Below are 12,097 nucleotides of genomic sequence, written 5' to 3'. Positions count from 1 at the left end.
CATAAAAACAACCTGAACGCAAACCCTGTTGCCTGGGTTTAAAACGGTTAATGGTTTTCAAAAATACCGTTCACTCAAAATAATGCAGCGTGTCAGAACCAGACATTCACATTAAATCCGGAAGTGAACTTGGATGTTTCAAACCCATCGGGCTTATGCAGCGGTGTGCCCACAAACGCGTCATAGCTCACGTGCCCATAACCGCCTCGGAGGCCTATCACTGCACCCGCCAGGTTTTGCCCCACCTGATAACGGGTGGCCTGCCCGGAGACACAGCCAAAGTCCAGTCCGAAATAGAGTTCCTGCCCGGTATTGCCAATGATCCAGCCCACATCATTGCGCGTAAGCCAGCCACGGTCACCCATCAGGTTGTTTCTTCCGTCAAAGCCTCGTACCGTGTAGCGTCCGCCGATGGCAAACTGATCCTGCGGGATCAGCGGGGTGTCGTTCCATTGCACGCGCAAGGTTCCGTAGTATCTGAAGTACTGGCTGCCGATCTGCCATGGCACATTCAATGTGGCATTGAGGTTCACGATCTTCATACGCGATGTGCCTTCGCCATACTGTTCTTCCAGCGCAGGCAAGGCGTTGTCAGCACCGGTGCCACGCCTGTAGGACAGATTGGCATTCAAGATGGCATTGCCAATGAATTGTCTGTAGTCAGCGCCGATTTCCCAGCCTGCCGTGCGCCTGCGTTGGACTTCAATTTCGACGTCGTCGATGTAGTTGTGCGAGCGACGTGTCCAGCCTTTGACGTAGGCATTCAGTCTTTTGCTGGAGTCGCGGTAGATACGGCGGCTCAGACTGATGTCGGCATTCTGGCTGCTGCCTCGGTAGGTGTAGCTCTGGTTGATGCCGGCAATGTCCTGTTCGTATTTGTAGTAGTTGCCATTGAAGCTCAGCAACCAGTCGCCGTCAAAGGGGATGGAGTAATGCAGTGCATAACCGCGTGAATTGCCGCCCTGGCTGTCTGCAAGATGGTGATTCAGGCTGACGTAGAAAAGGTCGTTCATGGTCAGCCAGTTATCGTAAGAAAGTGTCAGTGCACCCTGGTAGCGCCCGGTATCGCGGCTACCTCCATCGTCCACTGACAAATTCAAGCGGAACGGGAATTTCTGCTGCCAGTACAGGACCAGGTCACTTTCGCCGGCCTGTGCGCCCGGCTCAATCTGAATATCGGCGTCTGCTGTGGGCACACGCTTGAATACTTCCAGCGCCTGCTCCAGATCACGCAGGTTCAACAGGTCGCCTTCGCGCATGGGTAACGCGGCTCGCCAACTGGTACGGGTTTGTGAGCCCTCCCCCCAGCGGATGGATCGAATGCGCCCGGGAACAAGGGTCAAGGTCAGCGTGCCTTCGTTTAGGTCTTGTGGGGCTGCAAATATCCGGGTGGTGATGTAGCCTTTTTCGATGATGGCATTCTGTACCCGGCTCATCACGGTGTTGATACCCTGCGCTCCCAGACAACGTCCGGTAGCCTGGTCCACAGAACGTCCCGGCCCATTATCAGCCGCTTTGAGTGCCCACTGAAATTTTTCTGCCAGCTCACCCGTCAGTTCAATGCGCTCTATGGTAAAACACGGTGATTCCTGATCGGGTATGCGCGTTTCATTGGGAATGAGTTGTCCCATTTCCTCCAGGCGCGCGTTAGGCGCAGAACCCATCTGCTCACGCAGCTCACGGTCACGTTGCTGCTGCAACAGCAACTCATGAGCGGCCTTGTCTGGCAAAGGCATCGGCTGGGCCTGTACAGCTGTGCTTATCATGGTGCCAGTGAAAATTGCGATTGTCCACGCCAATACTTGGCCTATGCCAAGCAGCGCACTGCGCTTGTCATTCATTATTGTCTTAACCTTTAGTTTTTATTTTGAGCCCGTTAATCCTACAATAACACAATGCAATTGCGCAATATTTTTTAAAGATTTATCACATGAATTTGTCCGCCCGTATTCCTAAATGATGTTGTAGTTATGTTGAAATACCTAGTGAACCTAAAGTTTATTAGAGTACTAAATAATGAGTTTCAACTGGTGTCAACAAATACTTCATCACTGGAATGCATTGATAAATTTATCGAATAAAGATGTTTCATCCACATCAGCACCTTCAACTGACAGCGTTGAACAGAACACGTTTTCAGGACTGTCTGAGCATATTCTTAGAAGGATGGATTCTTTAAAGCGATCTTTTGAGACCGGATGTATTTGGACGGTCAATGGCGCACTCCGGCATATACAAAGACAAAGTACATGTACCTTTGTTGCCACGCTGAAAGGTGCATCAACACACGTTATAGCCAGGATGCGCTCTCTGTCAAAGCAGCATATCAAACCATTTCAGGCCATGACAAAATCCGCTTTAAAAATAATTATTTTTCTGCGGGTGGTGCTCGCGTAAGTTCAAGCGCTATGTCATCTCCTCTGTGACCAGAGGTACAGTCCTAAAACTTTATTTCCCACAACAGCTTGGCTGCATGGTCACGGCTCTGGTTGCCAAACAGTCCTTCGTAGCCGACACTGAGTTGCATATTGGGCTGCAATATGATGTTGGCACCAATGCCAATTTGCACAGCGTTGCGGTTGACTTCTGTACCCCTGACATTAAAGCGTGTGCCTCCTGCAAAATTCAGGCTGACTTCGGGAGCAGTGCTGCCAAACTGGTGTTGCCAGCCAAGGTCCGCATAAAGATTGGTACCTGTTTCGCTCAGTTGCCAGTTACCTCTTACTCCCAGTGTGCTGGTTGCCAGACCGTCGCTGGTGCTGTTGTTGTGCAGTTGGGTGTAAACGCCGGGAACAGTGTCTGCTTTTTCTGTGAAGCTGCGGGTTTTAACGCGCTGGTAGGCCAGTGAAGCATACGGTGTCAGGCTTGCCTGTTCTGTCAGTGTGAAGATGTGGCTGCCCTCTACGAACATCTGGAGCAAGCCGCCTTTGTAACTGGCTTCGTTGTTAGACACCAGTGTAGGTACGGTGACATGGCGCTGGGTATCAACATCGAGCCAACTGTAGCCAGCACCACCTTTAAGATCAACCGGGCCTAAACTGCTTCGCCCGTATACCATCATGTGGACCGCATCAACATCAGCACTGGACAAACGGGTTGACGCAGCATCCAGCTTGGTTTGCTCGTAACCCAGCGCAACACCCGCGACAGTGCCGTTATTTTCATAAGCGTCATATCCAACGAGGACGCCCCAGCCTTTGTTATCCAGCCGTGTCGCATTGCCATCGTTTTTCAGGTTTCCATCATGCGCCCACGTACTGACCCACAAGTTCCGGTGCGCATCGGGATCAGGCTGTGCAGCACCCTGATTTCCTGAGAGGTGTTGGCTCACCGCATTGCGTACATAGCGGCTGTTATGAAGTGCTGCACTTTTAACGCTGCCATGAATTTCACCACTGAGGTTGTCAAATGAATCCCTGGCCTGCTGGGCAGTCATGCTGACAATGGCATCGTATACAAGGTTTCCAGCTCCCAGACTTTCAATCCCTGTGCCGGTGTTACGCTGGTTGTAGGTCAGCCCCACATTGTCAAAACGGGTGCTGTTGCGTGTGAATACGAGCTGCACACTGTCGGGGTTATATAAAACCTCATGATCAAGAAATGCCAGGTGCTTGTCCACTTCGGTGAAAGTGCCGCTGACACCTCCATCTGCGGTGATCAATGTGTATTCACGGTCAGCTTTCCATGTGCCGGGGCCACCCTGTACGTCAAGCCTGGCGCCAGAATTGATGGTGACTGTGCCGTCACCGGTGCCCAGTGTGGAATCGACAACCAGCAGGTCGACCGAACCATCGGGCAGTGCTTCATACTGAAAGGTGGAGCCAGCACCCAATATGGCCTGCCCAAGGTAAAGCGTTCCTGTTTGCACGCCAGCGGCATTGCCTGGCGCGATCGTGCCGCCATTGCCGACATGGACAACCCCTGTGGCCGCCCCAAAACCACTGAGCACACCGCCATTGTTAACCTGTATGTCGCCGGAAAGCTGTGCTGTCGTATGCGCGGAGCTTTCTCCCAACAGCAGCGTGCCATGATTGATGGTGTTTAAACCCGTGTTGGTATTGACGGTGTTGAGTACCAGTGTACCGCTGCCTTGTTTGGCAATTCCGCCTGCACCGGACAAAGTGGCATCTAAAATGAATACATCGCTGTTGTTGACATTGACGTTCACCGCATCTGACGCACTGCTGCCAAGTGTGACGGCTTGCGCATCCAGGGTTAGTGTGCCGCTGCCATTCGCTGTGATGCTGGCGCCATGGTCAAACCCGATATCCTGCGCGCGGACGATGTTGTCAACAACACTGCTGCTGGCCGTGCTGAGTAGCTGCCCCCCTTGCTTTACAGTGAATGATGTGTTGTCTGCCGTGCTTGCACCATACTGTGCATTGTCTTTAACTTCAAATGTACCGCCATAAACAGTGGTGTTGGCATACACGTTGGATTGCACGTCAACGCTGCCCGCGGCAAAATTTTCACCGGAAAATATGACCCGCCCGCCAGTGGTTGAAACCCCGCCATCATTGCTATTGATGTTAATGGCGACATTGCCATTGGCTGCTGTGCTGGTGATCGGGTCCAGAAAGGCAATGTACTGGTTGCTTTGCGCCAGCAGGTTTAACGTCGAGTTTGCACTTGCGTTGTTCAGGTGGATTGCGTTAGCCACACCCCCTGTCAGCGTAAGGCCCACGCGTGTGGCCTGGCTTTTATTTCCTGAAAAAATAATATTGCCGCTGTTTGCTTGTAATGTCGATGTGTTTTGCGCTGCAGTGCCGCTGCCTTGCAGAAAAATAGCGCCGCCATTTTGAGCCACCATGTTCGACACAAAACTGATGCCTGAACTGCCTGTGGCTTCAATCTGCAGTGCCTGCTGGGCATAAACTGCCCCCCCATCGTAATAGAGCGCCAAATTATCAGCAAACGACATCTGGCCTGCCAATTCAGTCTGGCCCTGCGCGTAAAGCGCACCGCCATAGCCACTGGCGATATTGCTGGAAATATCACCCGCATTACTGGCTAGGCGGATTATCCCTGCACTAAAGACTGCGCCGCCATAACCCGAGGTGGTTACAACAGATGTTCCCGTATTATTAAAGCCTGCCTTATTGCCTGTGATCTCAAGCTGTGTACCCGTGCTGCCCAAGGATGTACTGGCAAGTGCGTAAATTGCGCCTCCAGACTGGCCTGCAATATTTTGATTCAAAAACATATGGCCAGCACCCGTGACTGTATAGGCATAAATACCACCGCCATAGGTGGCTGCATAGTTCTGCTCAAACTGGATGATGCCATTGGGGTTGGTGAATGTAACGTTGCTGGTTGCAGCCGCCGAGTCTATGCGTATGGCACCGCCAACGCCGGTGGTTGTCCGGTTATTGATGAAGGAAGCATTCCCTGCAAAACTGACATTGCTATTGGAGTCAAGAGCACCACCACCCGAATAAGCGCTGTTGTTTGCAAAGTTGATGCTTCCATTGATGTTGGTTGCATAAAAGCCGCTTTTTGTACGAATGGCGCCACCATAACCATAGCTTTGCTGATAGCTGGTCTGGTTGTTTTGAAATTCGGCATTTCCTGCAACGGTCACACTGCCATCGGTCCAAATGGCACCGCCGGAGCCCTTGCTGTAATTTCCTGTAAACGTTGCTGTCGCAGAGGCATCAGAAAAAATGACATTAGAGGCAGAATAAATGGCGCCCCCTGCACTGGAAGTATTTTGTGCGTAATTGTTGCTGAATGTCACTTCTCCACTGAACTCGATGCCCCCGGTATTGTTGGCATAAATAGCGCCGCCCTGGTTGGTGGCAATGTTACTTGTGAATGCCACACCGTTTCCAGCAATGGTGATTTTTGACGAGCCCCCGGTCAACCCGAACACAGCGCCGGACCCGCTCACATAACCACCGGTAAAGGTAACGTTAGAAATGGAAAATGTTTTGTTGGTGCTGCTGGTACTGAGGGCAAAGCGACCATAGCTGCCAGCCCCATTATTCATGGTGATGGTTGTACCACCGGCTGCGCCACTCATCGTGAGCGAGTCCGGCAAAGTCATGCTAACTGAAGAGCCCGAGCCAAACATGACGGCATTGCCCGAAAAATTAATTTCATCGCCACTGTTCAATGACGTTGCAAGCGAGTAGATGTTGTCTCCGTCTGCCAGAGAATGTGTCAGCGCCCAGGACTGTGCGGCGGTAAGGCCAAGGGAAACCAGTACCGTGGTTTTGAGTAAAGGATGATATGCACGAGTATGTCTGGCGGCTTTTCTTTTTATTTTGAGCGTATTTTTTGTAAGCGCCGTTTTTTTATACCCTGCATTTTTACAGTTTTTGCCCATTTAGTTGTACCCGCTCAGTTGAATTTATTTCAGTTTTTAATGCATGTCTAAAAGCTTAATTCAAAGCTGATATCTGCAATGCTTTTAATGGCAACATGGCGTATAGGCACAAGTACCCAGGCAATAGTCACCAAAGCTACCAATTATAATTTTTGCATACGTTAACATTTGTTTTTAAACAATATTTTGTGAAATATTATGCTAATGAGTTAACACAAAACCCTGTTCCATTGGCATGATATGGCCTGCTTTTTTTATAAATGAGAGCGTTACAACTGCCTGCACATGCAGGCATGATATTTGCTAAATACAGATGAAATAAAGCCTATTTTGAAGTGGTTGCGCGGCATTAGCCATATAACACTTTAGATAAAGTGCCTAATAATTTGATATTGCATGGTTTTTTATTTTTTCATATACTGGCAGCATAGGTTCGCGAGTGTGGGAGAACGTCATGAAAAGCAGGCCAAAAGCATTTGCCCAGGCATGGGTTTTTGCTGCATTTTTAAGCAGCAGTATATTTGCAGTACCGGCATACGCACAGACCAGACATTCAACGCCATCGAAAGTAGCGGTTTCAGCACCTGCAAGCACACAAACCGCTGCCGCTCGGCCAAATAACAACAGTTCGTCAACACCTTCCAAAGTCGCTGTACAGACACCGACCGCCAGCGCGTCAGATGCCAGAGCCAATGTGCCCGTGCTGGAAGCCAGCCTTTCTTTAACGCCCTCTTCGTCTGCGCCAGCCAACAACCATGATCAGTTAGGCGCCCTGGTGCAAAGCTTGCAGACCACGCCTTCTAAAGTAGCGGTCAGCACAGTGCCTGCCATTGCCACATCAACCCAGACACAGCGAAACAGCGCTGCTGCACTGGGTACGTATTTGTCTTCGCCTGCCAAAACACCTGTAGCCGCACTGGATGCGCACAGCATACGTTCCAGCGGGCTGCCATTTGATGTAGAAGCCAGCATTGCACTGATTGTCGATCAGGATACACGCGAGGTTTTGTACAGCAAGAACCCACAGAATGTGGTGCCGATTGCCTCCATCACCAAACTGATGACGGCCATGGTTGTGCTGGATGCCAAGCAGCCTATGGGCGAAATGATCACGATCACCCAAGCCGATGTGGATACGCTCAAGAATTCATCTTCCCGTTTGTCGGTAGGTGCCCGGTTGACGCGGCGTGAGTTGCTGCATCTGGCCCTGATGTCCTCGGAAAACCGCGCCGCACATGCCCTGGCACGCCGCTACCCCGGTGGAACCACAGCATTTGTCAGGGCCATGAACAACAAGGCCCAAGCCTTGGGCATGTCACAAACTCGTTACATTGAACCGACCGGGCTCAGCAGCCAGAACCGCTCAAGCGCACGCGATCTGGTATGGCTGGTCAAGGCGGCATACGATTACGACATGATCCGCCAGTTGAGCACATCTTCAGGCTATCAGATCTCCATTGGCAAGCGCCAGGTCAATTACATCAACTCCAACCGGCTCACACACAATGCCAACTGGCAGATCGGCGTGCAGAAAACCGGCTATATCAGAGAGGCTGGCCATTGCCTGGTCATGCAGGCCACCATATCCAATCGCCGCCTGATCATGGTGTTCTTGGATTCCAGCGGCAGCACCGGGCGCATCAATGATGCCGAAAAAATGCGTAACTGGGTTACTGCACAGGCACGCCAGAGCACGGTTGCATCGCGCCGCAACAATTCAAACCTGTAACACAGATACGTTGCAGAGGTACATGGCATGAGGCCTTTCACAGGCCTCATGCTTTTTCTACACCCATGCCTTAATCGTCCAGCGACGCACTCCAGCGCTCCCACTGTGACAGTTTTCGCCGGTCACGCTTTGTCGGGCGGCCATCTTCAATGCTGGTTGCCGGCTCATTCATGATGCGCCGTTTCTCACGGTGCGCTTCGCGCGCCTGGATGCTTTCGGGCGTTTCCTCGTACAAAGTACGGGCCACGGGTGCAGGTCCGCGCACCGGGCTCAGTATTTTGACAATGACCGTCGTCTGGGTCAGGTTCAGCCCAGCCCCCTGGCGCAGTTGGATTTTGTCTCCAACCTTGACTTCACGCGCAGGTTTGGCCGCCTGCTCATTCACCTGAACCCGGTTGCGCCCGATTTCTTCGGCTGCCAGTGAGCGTGTTTTATAAAAACGGGCCGCCCACAACCATTTGTCCAGACGGATTTTTTCAGGGTTCTGACTCAAATATACTCCTTAGCTTGGTGAACTCTGAGTTTGTGTTTCGCACTGCCCCCACCCCTGGGTATGTGACCGCACCAGATCAACCAGTGCATCCACCCAAGTTGGTTGTGCATTCAGACAGGGAATATATTGAAACGAAACGCCGCCGTTGTCAAGAAATGCCTGCCGGCACTCCATATTGATCTCTTCCAGCGTTTCAAGACAATCGGCAGTAAAACCGGGGCAAGCCACGTCAACCGACTGCACGCCCTGCCGGGCCAGTTTGCATAAAGTGGGCTCTGTGGCAGGCTCTATCCATTGCGCTTTGCCAAACCGGCTTTGAAATGAAACGCTGTACTGCTCAGGCGTCAACCCCAGCGCTGCGGTCAGTTGCGCGGCTGTCGCCAGGCACTGCTGCTGGTAAGGGTCACCGGCATCAATCACTTTTTGCGGCACACCATGAAAACTCATCAGCAAATGCTGGCTGCGCCCATGCTGTTGCCAGTGCGTTTCGATCTGGTGTTTAAGCGCTTGAATATAACCGGCATCATCGTGGTAATCGTTCACAAAACGCATTTCAGGAATGTGGCGCTGCTGTAAACCCCAGCCATACACAGCATCCAGCACGCTGGCGGTACTGGTTCCCGAATATTGCGGGTACAGCGGCAACACCAGAATACGCGAGATGCCCTCACGGACAAAATCATTCAGCACGTTGCCAATTGCCGGATTGCCATAACGCATGGCATAACGGACCACAAAGCGTTCTGGTTCTTGCGCCTGCAACTGCTGTTGCACCGCAGCCGTTTGTGCTGCCACATGTACCAGCAAAGGAGAGCCCTGCTCCATCCAGATGGATGCATATTTGGCGGCCGATTGCGCCGGGCGTGTGCGCAGCACAATGCCGTGTAACACAGGCTTCCACAACCAGCCCGGTAATTCAACCACGCGTTTATCGCTCAGGAATTCAGCCAGATAACGGCGCACTGCGCCAGCCGTCGGCTCGTCGGGCGTTCCCAGATTGACCAGCAAAACCCCGATACCGGGTTGCGCAGAGTGCATACCATTTTTAGAATTTTTGAAAGGGTTACTCATGACAGGGCCAAGTTCAATACAGGGGTTTTACAGATACAGCGCCAATTGTAAAATAAAAAGCATTATCCTCATGGGCAAGATGACACCTACCACCGTTAAAGCCATTACCCTTGATCTGGATGATACGCTATGGCCCATCTGGCCCACCATCCAGCGCGCAGAGCAGCATTTGTATAACTGGATGAGCCAGCGCGCCCCAGCTACTGCTGCCACTACTTCGCTGGAAGGACTGCGCGCCCTGCGCCAACAGGTGGAAACAGCGCATCCGCAATGGAAACATGATTTGAGCGCCTACCGGCGCGAGGCTATCCGCCTGGCGCTGCGCCAGGCAGGTGATGATGAATCGCTGACGGAAGAAGGATTTTCCGTTTTTTTTGAAGCGCGGCAACAGGTTGACCTGTTTGACGATGCGCTGCCGGCACTGAGGCGCTTAAGCGCCCGTTACCCGCTGATTGCCCTTTCCAATGGCAATTCCGACCTGCAACGCATGGGGCTGAAACATTATTTTCAGGCCGCCGTCAGTGCGCAGAACTTCGGCGTGAGCAAGCCGGACAAACGCATTTTCCACGAGGCCGCCAGGGTCAGCGGACAAAATGCTGCTGATATTTTGCATGTGGGAGATGACCTTCAGCTTGATGTGAGCGGAGCCCTTCAGGCCGGCATGCAGACCGCATGGGTGGTACGCGGCCCGGCACAGCAGAACACTGGCAGCCAGGACGTTCAGCCGCAGTATACCGTCACAGACTTGCTGCAATTGTGCGATGCACTAGGCTGCTGATAAAACACCTCTCAAATAAAAACGTGACACCCAGGCCTGCTGCATGCAGGCCTTATTTATTGACTTATTTATTCTGCCCGTGCTGCGCGTGTTCAAAGCACCTCACGCAACATGAACTCCATGACACATTTTTTCTCTAAAAGAAAATAATGCTTCCACATTCATTGCCGAGATAGCCACTGCTTGAAACAGGCTTTTTTCACAGCGGCTAAAGTGTTTTACTTCACCATGTGCGGCGGGCAATACGCACCTGGATGGCGCGGTTCATGAAACCGTCTGAGCACATTTGAATGACAACGGTTTCTGTCGATTTTTCATTGCCGAAGCTGACAATTCAAAAGACTGTCATCGATCATCAACTCACACCATCATTATCATGACTAAAAGCAACGATAAAACCAATACCAAACGCACTGACGTCCCTTCTTACCTGCCGGCGGACAATCTGGGGCCCTGGCAGATCTACCTGGAGCAGATTGACCGGGTAACGCCCTACATGGGAGAGCTTGCTTTCTGGATAGAGGCGCTGAAACGCCCCAAGCGCGCACTGATTGTGGATGTACCCATTGAGCTGGACAATGGCACCATTGCCCACTTTGAAGGATACCGTGTCCAGCACAATACCAGCCGTGGGCCGGGCAAAGGCGGTGTACGCTTCCACCAGGATGTCACGCTCTCCGAAGTCATGGCCCTGGCAGCCTGGATGACCATTAAAAACGCTGCGGTCAATGTTCCTTTTGGCGGCGCCAAAGGCGGTGTGCGCATTGACCCGAAAAAACTCTCTGCCGGAGAACTGCAACGCCTGACCCGACGCTATACCAGCGAAATCGGCATTCTGATCGGCCCCAACAAAGACATTCCCGCGCCGGACGTCAATACCGACGCCCGCATCATGGCCTGGATGATGGACACTTACTCTGTCAACACCGGCTCCACAACAACAGGCGTTGTCACCGGCAAACCGATTGTTCTGGGCGGCTCGCTGGGGCGCGTAGAAGCCACCGGGCGCGGCGTGTTTGTGGTGGCGGTTGAAGCCATTCGCCGTTTGGGCATGTCGCTTGAAAACAGCCGGATTGCCGTGCAGGGCTTCGGTAACGTGGGCAGCGTGGCAGCACAGCTTTTCAGCAAAGCCGGCGCGCGCATCGTTGCGGTGCAGGATGCCAGTGGCACCATTTACAACGCATCCGGTCTGGACGTTGAAAAGCTGCGCCTGCATGTTGAAAAAACCGGCGGCGTTGGCGGATTTAAAAATGCAGAAACCATGAAACCCGAAGAGTTCTGGCAGGCCGATGTGGATATCCTGGTACCGGCCGCACTGGAAAACCAGATCACATCTGCCAACGCAGCCAAAATCCGTGCCAAGCTGATTGTTGAAGGCGCCAACGGCCCGACCAACCCGGCAGCCGACGATATTTTGCGTGACAAGGGTGTGACCGTTGTTCCTGACGTGGTCGCCAATGCCGGCGGGGTTACCGTCAGCTATTTTGAATGGGTGCAGGACTTTTCCAGCTTTTTCTGGACCGAAGATGAAATCAATGAACGGTTGTCCCGCATCATGCGTGACGCCTTTGCCGCGGTATGGCAGATGTCGGTAGACCGCCATGTCTCCCTGCGCACCGCAGCCTACATTGTGGCGTGCAACCGCATTCTGGAAGCCCGCTCTATGCGCGGCCTGTATCCTTAAAAAACAGTTTCATA

General features: G+C 52.4%; 7 protein-coding genes. 3 read left to right on the top strand and 4 right to left on the bottom strand.

Annotated elements, in window-relative coordinates; translation table 11 throughout:
• Positions 1–92: 92 nt before the first annotated feature.
• Together AACY98_RS07070 and AACY98_RS07065 are read right to left on the bottom strand one after the other, a co-directional pair.
• A complete protein-coding gene (locus AACY98_RS07070) occupies positions 93–1,766 on the bottom strand; it encodes a ShlB/FhaC/HecB family hemolysin secretion/activation protein (protein ID WP_339803355.1) in 1,674 nt (557 codons plus the stop codon).
• 674 nt (positions 1,767–2,440) lie between these two features.
• Positions 2,441–6,328, bottom strand: a complete 3,888-nt coding sequence (locus tag AACY98_RS07065) for an autotransporter domain-containing protein (protein WP_339803352.1) — start codon at positions 6,326–6,328, stop codon at positions 2,441–2,443.
• Positions 6,329–6,782: 454 nt separating this feature from the next.
• On the opposite strand from AACY98_RS07065, the gene pbpG reads away from it, so the two are divergent.
• Entirely contained in the window at positions 6,783–8,057 is a 1,275-nt protein-coding gene (gene pbpG / locus AACY98_RS07060; RefSeq protein WP_339803349.1) for a D-alanyl-D-alanine endopeptidase, read from the top strand.
• A gap of 70 nt (positions 8,058–8,127) precedes the next feature.
• Here the strand turns inward: pbpG and AACY98_RS07055 are convergent, their stop codons facing one another.
• Positions 8,128–8,550 (bottom strand): RNA-binding S4 domain-containing protein, encoded by a 423-nt coding sequence (locus AACY98_RS07055; RefSeq protein WP_126977092.1) that lies wholly within the window; start codon positions 8,548–8,550, stop codon positions 8,128–8,130.
• A 9-nt stretch (positions 8,551–8,559) separates the two neighbouring features.
• The gene (hemH, locus tag AACY98_RS07050; RefSeq protein ID WP_339803345.1) at positions 8,560–9,588 is read right to left on the bottom strand and encodes a ferrochelatase; all 1,029 of its coding nucleotides are present in this window, start codon (positions 9,586–9,588) and stop codon (positions 8,560–8,562) included.
• A 103-nt stretch (positions 9,589–9,691) separates the two neighbouring features.
• Here hemH and AACY98_RS07045 point away from each other — a divergent pair, with 103 nt between their 5' ends.
• Together AACY98_RS07045 and AACY98_RS07040 are read left to right on the top strand one after the other, a co-directional pair.
• Complete coding sequence (locus AACY98_RS07045) at positions 9,692–10,399, top strand: HAD family hydrolase (RefSeq protein WP_339803343.1); 708 nt, start codon at positions 9,692–9,694, stop codon at positions 10,397–10,399.
• Between the two features lie 376 nt (positions 10,400–10,775).
• Positions 10,776–12,083, top strand: coding sequence for a Glu/Leu/Phe/Val family dehydrogenase (locus AACY98_RS07040; RefSeq protein ID WP_339803340.1), 1,308 nt, complete (start codon positions 10,776–10,778; stop codon positions 12,081–12,083).
• The last annotated feature ends 14 nt before the right edge of the window (positions 12,084–12,097 follow it).

The organism is Saezia sanguinis, assembly GCF_963921665.1.
Lineage (GTDB): Bacteria > Pseudomonadota > Gammaproteobacteria > Burkholderiales > Burkholderiaceae_C > Saezia > Saezia sanguinis.
The sequence above is the reverse complement of the archived record's forward strand: the minus strand, read 5'-3'. Positions and strand labels throughout refer to the sequence as shown.

Coding starts and splice junctions, on each gene's coding strand:
- AACY98_RS07070 (WP_339803355.1), bottom strand. CDS start 1,766: ATGATAAGCACAGCTGTACAGGCCCAGCCGATGCCTTTGCCAGACAAG.
- AACY98_RS07065 (WP_339803352.1), bottom strand. CDS start 6,328: ATGGGCAAAAACTGTAAAAATGCAGGGTATAAAAAAACGGCGCTTACA.
- pbpG (WP_339803349.1), top strand. CDS start 6,783: ATGAAAAGCAGGCCAAAAGCATTTGCCCAGGCATGGGTTTTTGCTGCA.
- hemH (WP_339803345.1), bottom strand. CDS start 9,588: ATGCACTCTGCGCAACCCGGTATCGGGGTTTTGCTGGTCAATCTGGGA.
- AACY98_RS07045 (WP_339803343.1), top strand. CDS start 9,692: ATGGGCAAGATGACACCTACCACCGTTAAAGCCATTACCCTTGATCTG.
- AACY98_RS07040 (WP_339803340.1), top strand. CDS start 10,776: ATGACTAAAAGCAACGATAAAACCAATACCAAACGCACTGACGTCCCT.